Annotated in this window: 9 protein-coding genes; 2 read left to right on the forward strand and 7 right to left on the reverse strand. The window is 42.6% G+C overall.

Translation table 11 applies throughout. From position 1 onward, the window contains the following. Positions 1-101: 101 nt before the first annotated feature. The 6 genes from DXB58_RS05970 to DXB58_RS05995 form a co-directional block, all read right to left on the reverse strand. Positions 102-2,741 carry a glycoside hydrolase family 2 protein gene (locus DXB58_RS05970; RefSeq protein ID WP_122136204.1) on the reverse strand — a complete coding sequence of 880 codons (2,640 nt, stop codon included), beginning with the start codon at positions 2,739-2,741 and terminating at the stop codon, positions 102-104. Positions 2,742-2,906: 165 nt separating this feature from the next. Continuing rightward, positions 2,907-4,946, reverse strand: coding sequence for a GLUG motif-containing protein (locus tag DXB58_RS05975; protein ID WP_122136205.1), 2,040 nt, complete (start codon positions 4,944-4,946; stop codon positions 2,907-2,909). Positions 4,947-4,973: 27 nt separating this feature from the next. Beyond that, complete coding sequence (locus DXB58_RS05980) at positions 4,974-7,169, reverse strand: peptidase M26 (protein ID WP_233527246.1); 2,196 nt, start codon at positions 7,167-7,169, stop codon at positions 4,974-4,976. A 47-nt stretch (positions 7,170-7,216) separates the two neighbouring features. Then, positions 7,217-9,169: a DUF5006 domain-containing protein gene (locus tag DXB58_RS05985; RefSeq protein ID WP_122136207.1), complete on the reverse strand. Its 1,953-nt coding sequence runs from the start codon at positions 9,167-9,169 to the stop codon at positions 7,217-7,219. Positions 9,170-9,198: 29 nt separating this feature from the next. Beyond that, a complete protein-coding gene (locus tag DXB58_RS05990; RefSeq protein ID WP_122136208.1) occupies positions 9,199-10,986 on the reverse strand; it encodes a RagB/SusD family nutrient uptake outer membrane protein in 1,788 nt (595 codons plus the stop codon). Between the two features lie 10 nt (positions 10,987-10,996). Further along, positions 10,997-14,323 (reverse strand): TonB-dependent receptor, encoded by a 3,327-nt coding sequence (locus tag DXB58_RS05995; protein ID WP_117935500.1) that lies wholly within the window; start codon positions 14,321-14,323, stop codon positions 10,997-10,999. 260 nt (positions 14,324-14,583) lie between these two features. Between DXB58_RS05995 and DXB58_RS06005 the strand changes: the two genes are divergently transcribed. Then, entirely contained in the window at positions 14,584-18,519 is a 3,936-nt protein-coding gene (locus DXB58_RS06005; RefSeq protein WP_122136209.1) for a response regulator, read from the forward strand. A gap of 33 nt (positions 18,520-18,552) precedes the next feature. Here the strand turns inward: DXB58_RS06005 and radC are convergent, their stop codons facing one another. Then, on the reverse strand, positions 18,553-19,248 hold the full coding sequence (gene radC / locus DXB58_RS06010) for a DNA repair protein RadC (RefSeq protein WP_004299741.1): 696 nt from the start codon (positions 19,246-19,248) through the stop codon (positions 18,553-18,555). A 144-nt stretch (positions 19,249-19,392) separates the two neighbouring features. Here radC and DXB58_RS06015 point away from each other — a divergent pair, with 144 nt between their 5' ends. Continuing rightward, positions 19,393-21,408, forward strand: coding sequence for a family 20 glycosylhydrolase (locus tag DXB58_RS06015; protein ID WP_122136210.1), 2,016 nt, complete (start codon positions 19,393-19,395; stop codon positions 21,406-21,408). Positions 21,409-21,551 lie beyond the last annotated feature (143 nt).

Raw genomic sequence — 21,551 nt, forward strand, 5'->3', positions numbered from 1 at the left:
GCACGGAATGCGTATCCCGTGCCTAAAGAATATATCATTTACTCTCTATCTCCGGTTACTAAAAAACACACCGGAACGGTAAATTGTTGTAATGAGTAGTCTTAATCTACTTTCTCACCGAAATCTGTCTGTTGTTGCTCCACTTCTTTCAGTTTTAATTCATTCAGTTCACGACGGCGGCGTTCCAACTCCAGTTCAGCATCACTCTTCTTGTCCATGGAGAACGATTCGGATGGCTTAGGCAACGCTTCTTCTTTCTTATCAAATATCAATGGATACATTGGAGCGGAAGATGTTAGTTCCAGTTCACCGCTTACGGGCATCTGTGATCCCTCAAACAAAACACTGGCTCTTACCTTAATCTTTCCGGGAGTCGTGGTCGACTGGATCAATACGGGAGCACTGCCCCATTTCACCGGAGCAGGATTTGCCAATACATTAGCTCCGCCCAAAATACGTCCCTCTCCTTCTACAAAGAACTTGATATAATAATTATTCAAACGCTTTACATTTCCATTCTTATCTGTGATTTCTGCCACAACAGTAACAAAATCAGATCCATCAGCACGCAGTCCGATTCCTTCGTTGTCTACTCTCAAACGAATCTGTTCTGCACGGCGGGCGGGCATTACTTTATGTGTAGCCACCACCTTGCCATCCATCAGTCCCTCTGCCAGGAAATAGACGTCCGCATCATGCTTTTCACGAGTCATCTTCTTATCAACCATAAAGTCAAATATCCCGGGGAAAGTTATTACCGGAGAAGGCATTCCTTTTCGTGTCTTGTCTTTTTTATAGGTATAAGTTTGCCCATCTTTATTCACAGTCAAACGAACTTCATCGCAGTTGGAATACACCGTTACATCTCTGCTTGAGAACGGTGTCATCTCGTGAGCAATATAAACCATCGGTCCGCTTTCTGCCAAACTCTCGGAAACGACAGCCGGACGTTGCGCCTTAAACATATAATAGGAATACTTAGGCTGACGGAATACATCCATCAGTCCACCATAGAACGGGTCCGGGTGGTATCCCCGCTGATGATCGAACGAATGCCACAAGCATCCGCCCACATGCCAGGGAGACTCTTTATACAAACCATCATAGCAAATGTAACTATAATAAGGAGAAGCGTAATGAGCAGCCTGTATAAGCATGGGCTGTTCTCCCCAGTTACGGGCTGTGCGACTTGGAGAATTGTGCGAACTCCAATCATCGACATTATCTCCCCACTCGCGTGTAAAGTAAGTTATTTTAGGATCACGTTTTGAAAGATCCATCGGATGGGCAAACTGCACCGGAAAATATTGCGAGCCTTTGGCTTGCACATCACAACCGGAATAGCAGGATGGATAAGGATATTCCTCATCAACAATCCCTTTCACACGCCCGGCAAAATCTTCCGGATACCATGTCTCATTCAAGATCGGTTCCCACAGCCATACACAAGGATGGTTACGGTCACGGCGAACCATATTACGTATATCATTATAAACCCGTTTGGCAAAAATGGGTTCGTCATTCCAGAATTGCCATCCCGGAGTATTCACGATAACAAACAGGCCAAGTTCATCACAGGCATCCATAAAAGCCGGATCTTGCGGACAATGTGCATTACGGATTACTTCCAGCCCCAAATCTTTCAGTTTCTTGGCATCACGCCAGTGAATACTATTGGCAACCGCATTTCCTACAACTGCAAAATCCTGATGCCGATTAGCTCCCATCAAAGGTTTACCATAAGGTTTTCCATTCAGCCAGAAGCCATCTTTTCCCTTAAATTCGATACTACGGATACCGACGCGACGACGATAACCGTCTACTACATTTCCATTCTTATCATAAATACGCACACACAGATTATATAGATAAGGTGATTCAGGAGTCCATAAATGCGGCTGCTCCACTTTCATCTTTCCATTATGACTTGTCGCAGTCCCTTTACGGATATTCAGTTTCACATCTGATGATGCCACTTCTTTTCCTTCACGGTCTACTAAAGAATAGGAAATTTTTCCTGCAAAGCCCTGTTTGTCTTCATTACGTATATGCGCTTTCAAGAGAATATCTGCCGATTGCTCCGATACACGATCTGTGGCAATAAACAGTCCGCCTCCTGCTATTTCGTTCTCGTAATTCGGATCCGTGATAAACACATAATTATGTGCAATCAGCCAGCAATCCCGATAAATGCCTCCCAAGTAGGCATAATCTAACACATCTTGTGGTTTTCCAGGCGCATAGGTCGGATCGTCGCTATTATCAGCCCACACCGCAATCACATTGTCCTCTCCCCACTTTAATGCTTCAGTCATATCTACCGATACGGGAAGATAGCCTCCAAAGTGCTCTGCCAATAATTTACCGTTTACATAAATCTTACTTTTACCCATAATAGCTTCAAAGTGCAGAAACAGTTTCTTTCCTTTCAATGCTTCGGATGGAGTAAAGTGTTTACGATACCATACTTCCCCCTGATAATTGATGCAACCACTAGCCTCAGTAGGAAGATACTCGATACCATTAGGTAAAGACACCACCTGCCAGGCTTTGTCGTTAAATTCTTTTGCTTCGGCACCCACCGCACTTCCTTTATAAAAGCGCCAGGCAGGATTCATCGAGTACACATCACGCCCGGTATCCGGTAACCGGAAGAAACCGGCTGTTGAAAATTCCGGCTCATGGGCATAGCCCATAAAAAACAGAGATAAAAGCAGTAAGCTAACAAAGATTCGTCTCATATAAAGTTTTATTTTATAATGAATGTCATGTTGTCTGTCGCAATCAACCCAAAGATGTCTTCGACATACAAAGATAGTATATTCCAGATACGAATCCCCCTATTTGTCCTCTTCATATACAAAACAAGGATAAATAAGGGGATTCAAACTAATACCTGTCAGTTATTATTCATCCGGTTGAATGAGTAAAGGTACTCTGGCACTATCGGTTCCTGTATTTTCAACATACTTGTAACCAGAGCCAGCTACCGCTTGATTCATGGATGCTATTTTATCAATAAGGGCAGCAGCATCGCTTACCTTAGTTGAAGCTGGTAAGTTTCCACCCGGATTCGAAACTCCGTCGGACATAAAATAACATTCGTTTGCTGTCACTGATCCCGTTGATATTCCACAAATGGTAACAGAAGCAGTGCCAGAAAGCACAGAAGTTGAATAACATCCTGTCAAAGTTCCACCATTTTTCACCAAACCACCAATGTTTCCGGACGCTTTGGCCACTATTTCACCAGCAGCAAACGAAGCGGTTACAGGTCCTTCGTTTCCTCCCACCAGACCACCGGCATTCACAGCTGTAAATGCAGTGATAGTCATCAAAGAATAACAGCCAGTTATGGTTCCCTGAACATTCCAACCCACAAGTCCTCCGATGGCACCTTCACCATTACCTCTATATACAAAGGATACCTCCTTGTCAATCGAAGAACCTTGTATTTGTGCCTTAGACCACCATCCGTTCACACCTGCCAATCCACCGGCATTTACTTTACCACCGGCAACAGTCAGTACCACATTACCTTTTACCTTACAATCCTTTATCATTGACGCACCAGTCTGATTATGTCCGGTAATAGCCCCTAACTTAGCATCTGCTCCATTGACAGTCAACGCTCCTCCATCAATGACGCAATTCTGAATCGTTCCGGTATTTATTGCTGCAAATGCTCCAGCTGCGCCTGGCACTTGTTTCACCGTTACATCTTTAAGGGTTAATTTTTTAATGATACCATTATTAGTTATAAACAAACCGGCATCGTTTCCTGTTGCTTCAATTGTAAGACCGGAGATAGTCTTGCCATTGCCGTCCAATGTACCTTTAAACTCCGTAACCGGTACCCATGCCTCTTTAGCCGACATATCAAGATCAGTATCTAATGTAATTACCGTAGCAGCATTCGTCATAACAGTCGGTTCACTTGCCAAATTTATCAACCCGTCTTCTTTCTTGACTAAATACTTACCCGCTTCAGTCTCCTCATATCCCAAGTCTGCCACCAGCATAAATGATATACCATATCGCTTTCCAGCCACATATTTATATTCATCTCCTGCTACCACCGATTCGGCATTATAAAGTTCACTGATCTTTCCTTTTTTCTCTATTGTTTCCGTAGAGGAAGAATCTCCCACTTTTTCTATCGTAGCAGTAAAGGTTAATTCTGTATCCTTTGTCATGTCTGCCATCGGGAAGAAACTCAAATAACCGTATGCAACTTCATTCTTTGCCATTTCCAAACTTGTCATAGACAAAGTCAGACTATTACTTTTATCACCATACGTTTTCTCTTCTCCCGAAACTGTCAACGTTTTTGGGAAAATAGCAGCATCAGCCGAAACAACCACCTTTGTCACTTTATAGGCATCCGGTCTTCGATTGGTGAATTTAAACTGATAAAGAGCTGTCAAATGTTCAAACTTAAGATTGGTGACGGTAGTCCCATTCACCGTGCCTTTAGCAAGCATGTGCATCGTATTCTGCAACTCAGCTTTTTGGGCACTTTGCGTAGCATCTCCCAACGTAAAAGTGAAAACATTCCCTGAAGTCGGAGCATCTTTTTTCGGATAGATTCCCCAAACAGTAGCTCCCTCTTCAAAGTTACCATTCCCTGTGAATTCCACATTTCCCGACGGTTCACTCTCATCATAATTTATGGTTGTGAAATCATAGCCATTTGTTCCATTCCAAAGTGTAACCTTATCATCGGCATTCCACATAAAGGAACTACCGTCATCTTGTACGTTGGCGCGTGTAGATGATTCTTTGTCCGTATTTTCATACCCCCGGATAGAAGCAACAGCCACATAAGTCTGTGATTCACCCCGTTGCAATTCATCCCCACCTTCAATGAAAACATCTTCTTTACAAGAGCTTAGGGTGGCTGCACTTAGCAGCCCGATCCCTAATAAAGAATAGATTTTATTCATGATTTATTTTTTTCCGTTATCAGTTATTTAAATATCACCACCATCTCCAAAATCTGATCCACCAAAGCCAGGTTCTTTCACAGCCCCCTGTAGAATCAACGGACAGTATAAATTGGTTCCTGCATCCTCATTCACTTTAAAGCTAAAGCCAAATTCTGGATCCTTGGCTTCTATTGCCAGATTCATCTGACGCTTCTTATCCTTAAGCTGAGTGGCTGTTACCTTACTAATTCCATTTGCAGATCCGCTTCCTACAGGATTAGTCACCGTCTCGCCTACGAAATAACACTGGTTGATTCCTGTTGAATTCGAAGCGACGAAAGCTCCCAATTTATTACTTCCGGCATTATTAGTCACATTTATCTGCGTGGTCGAGTAGCAAGCCGTCACAGTAGCATCAGCATTATTAATGGTATTCTGTGCAATGAAACCGCCAGTATTATTATGGATAGTTCCACTAATTGAACCCGCTACATAACAGGCCAGAACCGTACCGTTACTATTAGCTCCTATAAGTCCTCCTACTTGTCCGGAACAAGAAACCTCAAGTTTGGCTAATGAGTAACAACCTTTGACTTTACCGGAGTTGTTCCAGCCGACAAGTCCTCCGACACAGGATGCGCCACTAGAGTTACTAGGATGCTTGATTGTTACATCCGCACCGACATACGAATTTATAATAAGAGCCGTTCCATTAAAATGCTCACCAACCAAGCCACCATAATTGGAATTACCAGCACCACCCAAATTAAGGTTAATAGTTCCACTGATAACTTGACAATCTTCTATTCTTCCTTCGGAGTTTCGACCGATCAAACCACCAAAAACTACCGGTTTTGTAACGGTTGCAGTCACTCCCTTGACAGTACAATTCTGAATAACACTCGTTGAACTTTCGGCAGCCAATGCTCCTGCTCCCTCTGTGATATTACCAGAGAAACTTACATTTTCCAGTGTCAAATCCCGGATAGTTCCCGTATTGGTAGCTATAAACCCTTTATTAGCTATCTGCAAATTGCGGATGGTAACACCATTACCTTCAAATACACCTCCAAATGCGCCAACAGGTTCCCAAAGTTCATTACCCATATCGATCACTTTTATTCCATCTCCGGCCGGTTCATCGATATATTCTTTTTCTAAAATAACGGTTGCCTTACGGTATTCATCCGCAATTTTATTCCATCCGAATAATCCGGTCTTATTATAGATATGAATATTTCCATCATCATCGATCATATACCCCTCATCAGGAATTCTGAAACGATAATCTACCTCAAAATCCATTTTATAATACTTGCCGGCTGCAAACTGATTGGCAGTAGCATCCATATCAAGTCCGATGTTATCCTCCAAATCTTTGACTTTTACTTTTTTCAGCAGGATAATATCCTGTTCCACTTCATTATTCAAGACGCTTACTGTAATGTTCAGTTCGGTCGTACTTTTCATCAACCGGTTATCACCATAGGTTGTAGGTAATATGTTCAAATACCCGTTTAATGTTTCATTCTGCGCCAATGCTTGTCCACTCATGTCAAGTGTCAGTTTGTTACGCATACCTGAAAGACTCTGTACTACTCCGTTTTCATCAATCTTCAACTCTGCGGGAAATACATCATCATCACTCTCCAGCGTAATATAGCGTATCTTCAGTTCCCGGTCCGACGTATTTTTCAAACCAAACTGTATCAATGCAGTCAATGGTGAAAACGTTAATGCAGGAATCTTATTATCAGTCACATCCCCGATGGCAACCATATAGGTAGTGGCTGCCAGTTCCGCTGCATTTCCCGTCTGGGTAGATGTCTCCGGCATAGAAAAGGTAGCCAGGTCATTAAATGTTTTTGCTTCTTTCCGTGGAAATACCGCAATCAGCTTATGACCGTTTTCTACAGCAGCTTTTCCTGTGAATTCAGCAGATTTGTCAGGCTGGTTGTCATTATACCCCGGGGTGATAGAGAAATCATAGCCGGCTCCGAAGTTGCGATTCCATAATGTAACAGCATCTCCTTTATTCCATGTATACACTCCATTCTGCAAATTGCTGCGACCCAAAGGGGCGGACTGTTTAATAGAAGCTATAAATGAATAATCAGTCAGATTCTTGTCGGTTTCGTTCCCTCCACCGCTATTCTCATTCACTATCTTGTCCTCTTCGCAAGAGGTTAGTGCCATTGCGCCCAGCAGCGCAACGCTCAATAAGTGATAAACCTTTTTCATAACTATATAAAAGTTTGTTCGATTAAATATCTTTATTTCAACAACCATTAATACATTGGTTTGTTACGCGTTGGAGTACCACTTCCAAAATAGTCGTAGGTTGGCTTCTTATAGAAACGTATCCAGTCGATTTCCATACGTGGCGTATCATTGCTAGACTTACTTTCCTGATAAGAAATATGCTTAAAGTCGTTTGCCCAACTGCCATCTTTACCAGCCTGCTCTGCCGCAGCCTCACCAAGTGACCATTCATTACATCCGGCAAACGTCAACAGTAAGTGTAAACCTTCCGTATTATACTTGTCCGTAAACGGCCAATGCGTAGACGAGTTCCATGAAGCCGTTCCATTAGCAACTCCGGTATAGCTGCCATCAGTCCTCATGCGTACATTCTCCTTACCATTAATACCTAAAGCAATTTCGTTATTATCTCTCCATTCCATCCAATAAATATCAAATTCATCCATATCCGATATTATCATCTGTCCTGAAGACGGTTTATACTTATCACCGGGTGAAGTAGATATATCATTCCAGTGGAAAGTCTGCCAAGCACCATTCGGATTCGCATTGGTAGCCGGATTTTCCAGCAAGTCAACCTCACCATAGGTAGACCATTGCACACCTCTGATATTTCCCTGGAACCAGACTGCCGAGTTGAAAGAGTGTTTCTTTCCACGTACACGGATTCTAACTTCCACACGAGTGCCCGGCAAAATACGTACATTACTGGATTCCCAGGAATCGGCACCCGTAGGCACACCATCAAACTTACTTGCATAGAGAGAGGAAACTCCGAAATCTCTTGTTCCTGTGATTTCTCCCGTCACGCTGATTCCCGGATCATACGCACACCACATTTTCAAATATCCATCCTGAGTCATCGTTGCATATTTTTCATTTACAACAGCTTGTACTTTCTGTGTGTTAGCCACATTCTGTGCCGCCATAAAACGTGGAGGACGATTACCGTATTGATTGGGGAGTCCGGTACCTTCTGTTAAAGCATCAATCGGGTGGAACTCATAAGAATTCAGGAATGTCCATCCTTCGGCAGCCAACGCTTCATTCGGATGCGGATCGCCTTCCTTTATCAATAGTGCTGACGCAGCTCTTACCTCATCCCATTTTTCTACCGCCTTTTTATTGTTGGCTGATACAAATATCTGATCCGGATCTGTATACACCCATTGCTCATTGGTTAACTCGGTGCCCGGAGTCAAACCTGCATCCGTATCAGTAACCTTAATTTCCAACTTATCTCCATATACCGGATGAATTTCAGAATCGGTAGCAAAAGACATAGACACAGAAGTGAAAGTATTCGGTCCTTTCTCTCCTTTCACCCATATAAGTTCAGATTCAGCTGTTTTATACCCGGCTTTCACCACCAATTCGCTCGGCAGATTCTCATATTTATCCGCATCTTCACCCGCATCAATATGAACGACTACATCTTCCTTAGCCGACGCTCCTACCGTAGCAACCAGAATAAATGAGCCATACTCTTTCACCGTATTGTCCGAATTGTTCTTCAATGACAAGATGGTGTAGTGCTTATCAGATACCACAATCGGACGTTCAGCCGCATTGATCTTATATCCTCTGACATAAGCGGTGATAGTGCCTGATATAGGATATTTAGCCAGATCGTTCTTTACCTTAAATTCGGTAAATCCCTGTTTCTCACCTTTCTTCATAAAAAGATGACCGGCAAAGCCTTCAAAGACATCAGATGCAGGGACATCCCTTCCTTCTACATTCTTACCTGCAAAAGTCAGAACAACGTCTATATCTTCTTCGAGTGCCAACTGATTGTCTTGCTGATCTACCTTCACTGTAAAGGTCACATTATCTCCGATAGCAGCACTCTGAGTACTGATTTCGGCCACCAGATTCCGGGCTTCTCCGATAGAGATAACCGTCTCGGTGTCATTACAGCCTGTCATTGCAAGGATAAACAGGCAAATTGGTAATAATCTATAGAAATATTTCTTCATAATCTATCCTATTATATCATTATTAATGATTACCATTTCGGGTTTTGTTTCAACTTTTTGTTCAATTCCAATTCTGAAGGAGGGATCGGTAACAGATAATCCCTATCTGCATGGAATTGATATCCGCTTGGCAGTGTTCCGGCCATCGGGTCCGCCCACTTGTTATCATCAAGCGTCAGACGCTCTCTGATTCTTTTCTGATTATCCGGACTGTAAGATTTGAATAAAATTGATTCATCACCTACATAAGCACCTTTACCACGCTTTCCAACAATCAGTTTATCAGCTTTCCAACGCATGAGATCATCCAGCCGGAAACCTTGCAAAGCAAGTTCAGAACGGCGTTCACGACGGATTTCCTGTAAAACAGGAGTCAATGCATAACCGAAATCGGTGAAATTAGCATCCTTTGCCGGTGCCAGATATTTCACTCCTGCACGTTCACGAAGCGCTTTTAAAGTCTTATTTGCTATATCATCGCTCCACATATCCAGTTCAGCGGCAGCTTCTGCATAAGCCAAAAGACCTTCAGCATAACGAATAATAGGTAAAGCAGTCTCACCATTGCCACTTACAAAGGTGGTATCTATTCCCAAACGGATATGATAACCCGTCAAAGAACGTGTGTTTCCATCTCCCGCCAATTTAGGAGGACTAATAGTATTCTTCTTTTCATCCGTATATTCTTCTAGATGCATTGGGGTGGCAGTAGTGGCAGAAGCAAATTTAGCACCTTCATTCATCACCGTTTGAATCAATCTAGGGTCACGGCCTTCAAATGTTTCCTTGAAATCCTTAAATTTCTCATTTGTCGGATCAATAAATGTTCCATCGGCATTCAGATAATTATCCACCAGGCTTTGAGTAATTCCGGCAGCTCCTTCCGAGTCGACAACACCTGCCTTCAGATTACCGTTGACATCATGAAAGACGCCTTCATCACTCGAATATTTCCTCCACAATAGCACTTCGCCCATTCCTGACAAATCTTTGCTATTGAACAATGCCGCAAAAGCATCTCCCGGATTTTGCCCGGTTTTATACAGATCAATGCCACAACCGAACAGTTCATTTCCCCAGTTAATAACTTCACCCAAGAAATAATTTGATTCGTTAGTGGAAGATGCAAAATCATCGCTGCTGTGATACTTTTCCCAGGTTCCTTCATACAACGCCACATTCATTGCCAAAACCATGGCAGCTTCTTTATTGATACGAATTCCGGAATATTTACCGCGCGAATGCAACAGATTCTTCGCCTCAACCAAATCACTCAAAATAAATCGGGCTACCTCATTACGTGCCTTTGCGGGAATCTGTAATCCTGCGATTGTTGCATTCTCATCCCAAAAAGCATCCATTACCGGAATAGAACCGAATTTCTTCAATAAATCGAAATGCCAATAGGCACGTAAAAAGTAAGCCTCCCCTTTCAACGACAGTACATCTTCGTTTTCCTGTGCTTCGGGTACTTTATAATTATGGAAAAAATAGTTCACTTTACGCAGGTTCTGATAACCTGTCTGCCAATCGGAAGCTCCGCTAAACTGGTTATTCTGTCCATGCAAACGGGCATCATACTTTTCTGCAATAATATTGTCACTATTCTTTTCTTCACTGCGAACTCCCAAACCGAACTTACTAAAAGACGGCAACGTCATATATAGTCCGTTAATATAGTTCTCAACCTGTATGGCACCTGTCAGAAAATTACCGGCTTCCGGCTTGGTTATCGGTTCTCTATCCAGAAAATCTGAACAGGATGAAAATGGTAATATTGAAGCGGCTACAAAAGCCATTATATATATTCTTTTCATATCTTATGGTTTAAAAGGTAAATTCAATACCAAATACGTAGTTTTTATTCAACGGATATACCTTTCCGTTACCATTTTGTTTCATTGGGGAAGTCAATCCCGGAGCAGTTTCGTTACTACCCCCAGCCCATGTATTTACCTGATTCAAGGTTTCAGGGTCGAATACGTCCGGCAAATTGTCAATCGTGAAGAGATTATCACAAGTGAAATACACTTTCAAGTTCTCCAATCCCATCTTCTTAACCAGTTTAGGCTGGAAGTTATAAGAAACCATCAAGTTTTTGAGTCGCATATAAGCTGCGTTCAATAAATAACGTGAAGTGTTGTAACCTACGTTCGCATTATATTCAGGACTGTCGGGTTTTGTCAGACGCGGCAGGTAAGCTCCCGGGTTGTACACATTATAATAATCCAAATGTTCTTTGAAGAAGTTGGAATCACCGCTAAACAGATAAGTACTTGCAGCCATCGGGAAATCACGTTTCATGACTCCCTGGAACAATGCGGAAACTTCAAAACCTTTATAACCGGCATGTAAGTTCAGACCGAAGGAGTAACGAGGAGTCGTATTACCGATAATTTTCAAATCACCGTGATCTTTCAATGTACCCGAACCCGGATCAATTTTACCATCACCGTTCGAATCGATATATTTCAAATCACCACGCTGCCAATCCTTATTCGGTTTGAAGAAGGACATGTCTACTCCTTTCAGATATTCATCCACTTCCTGGTTGGTGAGAAACAGATCATTTGCTTCATATCCCCAGATTTCACCTAAATCCATTCCCTGGTAATAACCTTTGTTACGAACCAGACCGGTGTGGTTGTTATAAATCAATCCTTCGGGATTATTGTATTTGGTTACCACTGCTTTGTAATCGAAGATATTGAAACCGATTCCATAACTGAAACCATTCTTCAGCTGGTCAGACCAGTTAACCGACAATTCCCATCCACGGTTACGTAACGTTGCATTATTTACTTTAGCACGTTGGTCAACAGCAATACCGCCAATATCAGGAATTGCTTCAGCCGGGCCAATCATGTCTTTGGTTGTACGTTGGTAAATATCCGCTGTAATCGTCAAACGATTGTTAAGTAGAGTCAGGTCGAAACCTAAGTTGGCATTATCCACTTTTTCCCATGTAATGTACGGGCTTACCATAGAAGGCGTTAAAGCGACTGTACCACGTACCGGAGTAGCCGAAGTGACACCGGAAAGCAACCATGCATTTGAATAGTCCGGTCTCAATGTCATGAAGTTCAGATAATCATATAGTCCGGCTCCATTCTGATTGCCTAAACGTCCGTAAGACAAACGCACTTTCAACTGTGAAACAGGCAAGCTCCATTGCTTGAAGTAGTCGGTACGGGCAATGTCATAACCGGCAGAGAAAGAAGGGAAAAATCCCCAACGATTGCCGGAAGCGAAACGTGACGAACCATCATAACGTCCGCTAAATTCCAGAAAATAGACATTCTGGTAGTTCCAATTCAAACGGGTATAGAATCCCATGGTTGCCCAATGGTCACGCGCTTCACTATTATAGGCTTTTCCGTTTGCATTGTCAAAAGAGAATGTATCATCGCTCATCACTCCGTCTTTATACGCATACATGCTTGAGTTTTGCTGCACTTCCATCTGGAAACCGGCCATTGCCTTAAAGAAATGGTCACCCCATTGATTCGTATATGAAGACGACACACTGGGAGACAAATAATAGTTGAATTGATTTCCACGAGTCATTGATCCCCACAAAGAATTCGAATATTCGATACCGGGATAAGAATATCCCTGCCGGGGAGCAGTTACATTCTCTATGGTTCCGTCGGGCCGTGTGGTACGGGGCTGCTTCTGCAAGAATTCATCATTCTGCACATCAAAACGAACTTTCATCTCTCCGATAATGTCCCAGCCTTTCAGAGGCGTAACAGTAGCCGCAAAAGTCATGGCATCAGAAATGCGGTTCTGCGAATAGCCCACATTGTCCAGATACAAAGCTTCATTCCATGAAGGAAGATTATAAAGCCCGGAAATAGGAACTTCAGTCACCATATTAGGCTGCGAACGAGCTATCTGATGATAAAGAATAGACATATCGGGGAGCGGACGGGAAATCAGATTCAGCGTGATATTGTTATTGAAGTTAAACTTCAACCAGTCATTTGGCTTGATCTGAAATTTGGTATTCACGTTGTATTTATCCAGAGAGTCTTCTACACGATCCAGCAAACCACCCTGGTAAGTATAACCCAGACCGACATAATAAGTCACTTTGTCCGATCCACCGGAGATACTTAGATTGTGTGAATGACGCAAAGATTTGTTTTTATAGAAATAATCAAACCAGTCGGTATTGGCATACTGCGATTCACCGCCACGCCAACCGGTATTCTCCTGATTGGCGGTAATACCGGGCAGACCTTCACCATAGGGGTTCTGCAAAAACTGATTCATCAGGTCAATAGTCTCCTGTGAGAAGTATGGAGACTCACCAATTGCCGAACGGTACGCATTTTTATAATTGGCAAACTCTACAGAGTTCATCATCTCGGGCATGTTGATAGGTGCACTCATACCCACAGAACCGCGATAAGTCACCCGGGCTTTATCCTGTTTACCGCTCTTGGTCGTTACTAACACCACGCCATACGCAGCACGAGCACCATACACGGCTGCTGCAGAAGCATCTTTCAATACACTGATACTTTCTATATCGGCAGGATTTACATTCTGCAAGCTCTGTTCCACACCATCCACCAATACATAAGGCTCTCCACCATTAATAGAACCGATACCGCGAATATTAAATTTGATTTCTCCGCCAACTTCACCACCGGTACCACTTTCTGAAGCATCCGAGGCAAAGTTCAAACCAGCCACATTACCTTGTAAGGCGCTAGTTACATCCGTCACAGGACGGGTAGCGATTGCATCCGCATTAACTGTAGCTACAGCCGCTGTAATAGTATTACGTTTCTGTGTTCCCATACCGACTACCACCACTTCATCCAAAGTTTTGGAGTCTTCCTTCATCACGAACCGATTTCCTGTTAGCTTAGTGATTTTCACTTCCAAAGGAGCATAGCCCACATAGCTGACAGTTATCGTTGTACCTACTTTACCGTTAATTTTAAAGTTTCCATCCAAATCGGTAATGGTACCATCAGTAGAACCTTTCACCATAACGGTTGCTCCGATTACGGACTCGCCACGTTCGTCTACCACCTTACCAGTGATAGTGCCCTGTTGGGCAAAGAGCTCCACAGGGAAGAACAGTAAAAGCATTGAAAAGAGACACACCAGTTGCATCCTAATCTGCATTTTCTTCATAACATTATATTAAAGTTAATACTAAAAGTTTTTTTTGAGTTCCATTTGCCAATAGCTCACACTATCCGGCATTGAAATACACCACAAAAATAGATTGATTGGCAGAATGGCGAGTTCATAAAATCGCCAAAATGTTTCCAAAAACATCCATATTCCGTTTTTAAACGTGTTTATGGCGGTTTTTGGAAATATTTCTTTTGTTTTATAGCAGAATTAATCATACTTTTGCTTCGCTAATCTCCCCTTAATAATCTTAACTGATGAAAAAAAGTATTTGGATAAAACACTTTTTCTGCTTACTGGCTTTTCTTATCGTAGGCACATTTCCAGCAATAAGTATAGGTAACCATTACGACTTTAAACTGATTGGTTCCCAAAACGGAATGCCGTCTATCATCAGCTGTATCTATACCGAACAAAAGGGATTCATCTGGATCGGTACTCCGACAGGACTAATCAGATTTGATGGAACGGAACTCAAAAAGTACACCGCACAACCCGATAATGAAAACTCCCTGCCTAACGACAGCATCCTGCAAATTATTGAAGACAATCAGCAGACAACCTGGATACTGACCACCACAGGAATCGCCCGTTATTCTCTTATTCACGACAACTTCTTTATCCCCAAACTAAATAATCAGCCCATCATTGCCAAATCGATCTGCAAAATAGCAGACGGGCTTCTGTTCGGAGGGATCAACAAGATATATAAATATTCTTATACCACCAACACTATTTCTCTCATACGGGAATTCAAGACCGACGAGCCGTTCATTATACGATCCATACAAATGTGGAAACCCGATACCATATTGTGTCTAAGCTGGCAACAGGGAATACTGCAAATGAACCTCAAAAGTTTTGAGATAACCCCATTTCCTTTCCAATACGGGAACGACAACGTAGGAATCATCATAGACTCCCAACAAAGAATATGGCTGTCAACCTACAACAATGGCGTCAAGTGTTTCTCCGCCCAGGGAAAATTGATAGCCAGCTATACCACTCAAAACTCCCGTTTGAGCAGCGACATCATATTGTGCATGACCGAATTCAAACAAAAAATATGGATGGGAACAGACGGGGGAGGCATCAATATCCTCGATCCCACAACCGGCAATATTACCGTACTCGAACATATCTCCGGAGATAATCATTCCCTTCCTACAAATACAATACTCTGCCTGCATAGCGACTCTGCCGGAAATATATGGGCGGGAAGTAAACGTGAAGGGGTTATCAACATTCGTGAAGTATCCATGAGAACTTACACTAATGTTGTGTTAGGGCACAACAAAGGATTAAGTCAAAGTACGGTATTACAACTATATCAGGAACCGGCTTCCGAAGAACTTTGGATCGCTACGGACGGAGGAGGTATCAATAAATTCATTCCTTCTACAGAAACATTTGTGCACTATCCCGACACTTGGGGAGACAAGATGGTCTCCATCACCGGCTTCACACCCAACGAATTGTTAGTATCTGCCTTTTCCAAAGGTATCTTCATATTCGATAAAAAGACAGGAAAGAAGCGTCCTTTCGCTATTATGAGCCCTTCATTAGAGCATCACATCCGCTATAGCGGACAGCCAATCAACTTATACCGGGATACTCCCAATTCGATCTTAATATTAAGTTCGCCTCCTTACCGCTACCATACTTCCACCCGGCAACTCACTCCTGTCCCTTGTGCCAAAGAAGTGAAAATAAAAGGCTTGTTGAGTTCCATTGGATATGATTCCACTGCCATTTACCTGAACGATCCTTATAATATATATAGACTGGATCGTAAAAAAGACACAGTGGAGATATTTGCAAGTGCTCCACAGGGATTTTTCAATGCTGTATCCAGGGATAACCAGGGCGTGTTCTGGATTGCGAGTACCCGTGGCCTGTATACCTATCACCCTGATACCCGCAAATTCGAAAGAATTCCTACCACCTTATTTAATGAAGTAAATACCGTGTTATGCGACAATAAAGGAAAAGTGTGGATAGGAGCTGAACAGAAACTTTTTATATGGCTCACCGATGCCAAACGTTTTGTATGGTTCGGAGAAGCGGATGGAATTTCACCCAACGAATATCTGGCCGAGCCCCGTCTCATTTCTCCCAAAGGCAACATCTATATGGGAGGTGCAAAAGGCTTACTATGTATCAATGCGGACACTCAAATAGAAAAGAGTAGTGACTCTCCGGAAATACGCCTTGCCGAACTGACTATAAACGGAGAAAACAGGATGTATCAGCTCAATCAAGATAAGATATCCATCCCCTGGAACAGTAAAAACATCAAGATCCGTGTCATGACTTATGGAGCGGACATTCTCCGGCTCAAAGTCTATCATTTCCAAATGGGAGACCTTAAAACCGAAGGCTACAACCCTGAATTGATGATCCCATCTCTTGCTCCGGGAAGTTATCCCATCATGGTAAGTTGTAACACACAGGAAGGAAATGAAACAACTCCCCAGTTTCTTTTCACATTAAACGTACTGCCACCCTGGTACAGAAGCTGGTGGTTCGTTTCTCTCTGCATCATTGCTTGCATAGGCATTGTGGTACAAATTGTTTTCGTTCTGCTTCGACGCAAAGAAAACAAGATGAAATGGATGATGAAAGAACACGAGCAGAATGTGTATGAAGAAAAAGTTCGTTTTCTGATTAATATCAGCCATGAACTGCGAACTCCGCTCACACTCATATATGCCCCGCTAAGCCGCATATTAAAGACACTTCCTTCTACAGATGCCATTTATCCACCGTTGAAGAATATACATAAACAGGCTCAACGGATGAAAGATCTTATCAACATGGTGCTGGATGTACGTAAGATGGAAGTAGGAGAAACCAAGTTGAAACTCCAAGCCTATCCATTCAACTCATGGATAAAGGAGATTGGTGCCGATTTTACGGACGAGGGAGCTGCCCAGGAAGTGCAAATAGATTATCAGCTCGACGACAGCATAAAAGAGGTGGTATTTGACAAGGGGATGTGTACAATCGTAGTCACAAACTTATTGACGAACGCACTGAAACACAGTCCTAAAAACACAACCGTCACTATCCGTACCAGCAAAAATGACTCATACGTCCGTGTTTCCGTTTTGGATCAGGGAGAAGGCATGCAAGAGGAAGACATGGAGAAAGTATTCATCCGTTTCTATCAAGGCAAGCAGGAAATTGGCGGTAGCGGAGTCGGACTTTCATACGCCAAGATGCTGGTAGAATTGCATAAAGGTAAAATCGGAGCCATGAACAACGAAGCGGGAGGAGCCACTTTCTTCTTCGACTTGCCTTTGGGATTGGAGTCGGGCGAAGTCATCTGCCAGCCGAAACCTTACATCAATGAATTGATTACACCGGACGTAGATCATGAGATCAACGCTCCCGAGACACTCGACTTCTCTACGCAGAATTACACAGTGCTATTGGTAGACGACAATCATAACCTGACAGATTTCCTCTCCAAAGAATTGAAATCCTTATTCAAAGCAATTTATATAGCACATGATGGCCGGGAAGCTTTCGAAATAGCGCAAAAGCAAGTTCCGGATATTATTGTGAGCGATGTGATGATGCCGGTTATGAATGGATACGAACTGTGTAAAGCGGTAAAAGAGAATATCGGCATCAGTCATATTCCTGTGATTCTGCTCACAGCACGTAATGATGAACAGAGCCGACTGTATGGGTATAAAATCGGGGCGGACGCTTATCTGGGAAAACCTTTTGAGATAGACACTCTTGTTAAGATTATACAGAACCGGCTATACAACCGGGAGCAAACGAAAGAGCACTATCAACATATAGGCAACTTCCCTCAACCGCTGGAGAGTACTTTCAGCCAGGCGGATGAAACGTTCTTGTTAAAGTTTAACAAGCTCATTTCCGAGAATATCAGCAATCCGTCTTTAGATATTCCTTTTATCTGCAGAGAGATCGGAATGAGTAAAACATCTCTTTACAACAAGTTGAAGGCTATCACCGATATGGGGGCAAATGACTATATCAACAAATTCAGGTTGGAGCAAGCCATTACTCTGATAAAAACCACCGATCTGACATTTACTGAAATATCAGATCAGATAGGTTTCACTACTTTACGTTATTTCAGTACTGCATTCAAACAGTACACAGGCTTGACGCCCACGCAGTATAAAAATGAATGCAGGAGTGAGAATAAATAAGATATTCTCACTTAAATAAGGTAGTATTACTAATTAGAGTAGGCCCTCATCTGCAAAGCTGAAAAATCCGTCTTCACAAACGATGACGTGATCTATCAGACGGATATTCATCGTTTCCGCCGCTTTATGGATATGCTCTGTCAAGCTCCTGTCCGGTTGGCTGGGATGAATATTTCCCGAAGGATGGTTATGCACCACCGCGATTTGTGTAGCTCTTTGCAGCAATGCTTCCCGGAGAATGGTGCGCACATCGGTATAAGTTCCATCTATGCCACCAGTACTTATACGTACCTTATCAATTAGTTTGGTTGCCTGGTTCAATAGGAGCACCCAGAATTCTTCCTGTTCCAAGTCACACATGATCGGTTGGAAAATATCATAGATATCTTTTGAGCAAGTGATTCGAAGTCTCTCTTTGGTTTCTTGCAGCTTTCTTCGTTTGCCTAATTCCAAGGCTGCCATCACTGTAATGCTCTTTGCGGGTCCCATACCTTTGAAAGAGGAATAGTCACACACTTCCCATTTTGCCAATGAATTCAGATTGTTATCACAAGACAGGAGCAGGCGTCTCATCAATTCGACAGCACTTTCTTCCGTATTTCCGGAGCCGATCAATATAGCGAGTAGTTCGGCATCACTCAATGCGGCTGCTCCCTTCTCCATCATTTTTTCCCGTGGGCGGTCTTCCAGTGCCCACTGGTTGATGGATAGTTTGTGTTTACTTTCCATTATTAATCAAATTAAGTCACAAAGATACTCCTATATAACTGAAAAAATGAATTTTGGAAGCTATAAGTCTATTTTTAGAATCCCCTTACTTCCAAATATCGTAGTTTTGCGCTATCAAGATTAATATATAAACATCTAATAAATATGAAAAAGAGAATAAGCATCTTATCCATCTTACTACTATTAGGAATGACAGTATACGCGCAAGCGGATATCCCGCAGGTGATTCCCTCCTTACAACATTGGAATGGGGCAAAAGGCAAACTGACACTACCGGAAACAGGAAAGATTATAATCGCTCCGGAAGCAGAAAGCCTGTTGAAAGAAACTGCGGAAATAATGGCAAAAGACTTAAAAGATATGTTCGGCTGGAATTATCAGGTAACCTCCGGAAAACCGAAAAATCATTCTATCTATCTGTCAGTGAAAAAATCCCCTTCATCATTGGGAGAAGAAAGCTATGAACTGGATATACGCAACCATGTAACCATCGAAGCCTCCACCGTAAAAGGAGTATTCTGGGGAACTCGCACGCTGTTGCAAATGATCCATAACCAGCCTCTCGGACTCATGAAAGGAAAAGCATTGGATTATCCGCAGTATGCTCACCGCGGACTGATGATTGACGTAGCCAGGAAATTTTTCACAATGGACTATTTGCAGGATTACGTAAAAATTCTCTCGTTCTATAAAATGAATGAACTGCAAATACATCTGAATGATAATGGTTTCGTTGAGTTTTTCGATAATGACTGGAACAAAACATACGCCGCCTTCAGATTGGAAAGCGAGCGTTTTCCGGGACTCACATCCAAAGATGGTTCCTACACCAAAGAAGAATTCCGCAACTTCCAGCAAATGGCCGCACGATATGGAATCAATATCATCCCAGAAATTGATGTTCCGGCACACTCACTCGCTTTCACTCATTACAATCCGATACTGGCAGCCGACAAAAAAGAATATGGTATGGATCATCTCGACCTCTATAAAAAAGAGGTATATGATTTCCTTGATGCTTTGTTTGACGAATATCTCTCGGGAGATCACCCGGTATTTGTCGGACCGGACGTACATATCGGCACTGATGAGTACAACCTCAAAGAAGCGGAACAATTCCGCTATTTCACTGAATACTATCTGAAGTATATCACCAAATATGGAAAAAATCCGCGATTATGGGGAAGCCTGAAACACATGAAAGGAAATACCCCTGTAAATCTGAAAGGAAAAACGGTCAATGCATGGAATTATAGCTGGCTAGACTTAGAAACCGCACTGCAGGAAGGAGCCAAAGCGATTAATACATGCGATGCATTTCTATATATCGTACCAGCCGTGAATTACTACCATAACTTTCTGGATCATCAATGGATATATGAGAGTTGGTCACCACGAATGATGCAAGAGGGAGAAATGATAGAGCAGTCTACTAATTTATTAGGAGCCATGTTTGCTGTATGGAACGACCGTGTCGGAAATGGAATCAGCCAACAGGATGTACATATACGCACCTTTCCTGCCATGCAGGTTATGAGCGAGAAACTTTGGAAAGGAGAAAACACAAGAAACATACCGTTTGAAACCTTCGAAACGTGGTGCAGAACAACACCGGAAGCACCGGGCGTAAATCTACAGGCCAGCATAGATGGCAGAAAAGACCTAACGCTTTCCGGCCAGGAAATTATTCTGCAAGGTAACGACTCGGTTCTTACCTCTATACCCGAAATCGGTTATCCATATAGTGTGGAATTTGAAATCTACGCAGATCCAAAGCCCAATATCGATGCGGTCTTATTCAAAGGTCCCCATTCTGTTTTCACCGCGAACTGGCAAAATACGGGTAAATTCGCATTCTCGCGCGACGGCTATGAATTCATCTTCCATTCCTATCGTTTGCCTGTGGAAAAATGGACAAAGGTTCGTGTAGAGGGAGATGCCAAAGGGACCTCACTTTACATAAACGGAGAGCTACAAGAACGTTTGGAAGGACGAATCGGTGTAGTTTACAATCAGAAAAGCCTGCGAAAAGACAGCATTTGGTATCAGGAAACACTTATCTTCCCATTGAAACAGATAGGCGACAAATTGCTGGGGTTTAAGGGAAGAATAAGAAATGTGATTTGCACTCCACTAACTGAAAAAAGATATAGCCTATAAAAATTTCTTCGATTGCATCCATTACTTTTTTTCCATGAAAGTATAACTTGTCTGACACCCGGGTCTCAGCATACCTGACACCCGGGTGTTGGGTAGCGTGCCTGTTGCACAACTTTATTTTTTAGTTATACTCTAATGGGTGT

The organism is Bacteroides sp. OM05-10AA, from assembly GCF_003439055.1.
Taxonomy (GTDB): Bacteria; Bacteroidota; Bacteroidia; order Bacteroidales; family Bacteroidaceae; genus Bacteroides; species Bacteroides intestinigallinarum.

What these genes read in the sequence shown, in the direction of transcription:
- DXB58_RS05970 (WP_122136204.1), bottom strand. Translation starts at nt 2,741, where the DNA reads ATGAGACGAATCTTTGTTAGCTTACTGCTTTTATCTCTGTTTTTTATG.
- DXB58_RS05975 (WP_122136205.1), bottom strand. Translation starts at nt 4,946, where the DNA reads ATGAATAAAATCTATTCTTTATTAGGGATCGGGCTGCTAAGTGCAGCC.
- DXB58_RS05980 (WP_233527246.1), bottom strand. Translation starts at nt 7,169, where the DNA reads ATGAAAAAGGTTTATCACTTATTGAGCGTTGCGCTGCTGGGCGCAATG.
- DXB58_RS05985 (WP_122136207.1), bottom strand. Translation starts at nt 9,169, where the DNA reads ATGAAGAAATATTTCTATAGATTATTACCAATTTGCCTGTTTATCCTT.
- DXB58_RS05990 (WP_122136208.1), bottom strand. Translation starts at nt 10,986, where the DNA reads ATGAAAAGAATATATATAATGGCTTTTGTAGCCGCTTCAATATTACCA.
- DXB58_RS05995 (WP_117935500.1), bottom strand. Translation starts at nt 14,323, where the DNA reads ATGAAGAAAATGCAGATTAGGATGCAACTGGTGTGTCTCTTTTCAATG.
- DXB58_RS06005 (WP_122136209.1), top strand. Translation starts at nt 14,584, where the DNA reads ATGAAAAAAAGTATTTGGATAAAACACTTTTTCTGCTTACTGGCTTTT.
- radC (WP_004299741.1), bottom strand. Translation starts at nt 19,248, where the DNA reads ATGGAAAGTAAACACAAACTATCCATCAACCAGTGGGCACTGGAAGAC.
- DXB58_RS06015 (WP_122136210.1), top strand. Translation starts at nt 19,393, where the DNA reads ATGAAAAAGAGAATAAGCATCTTATCCATCTTACTACTATTAGGAATG.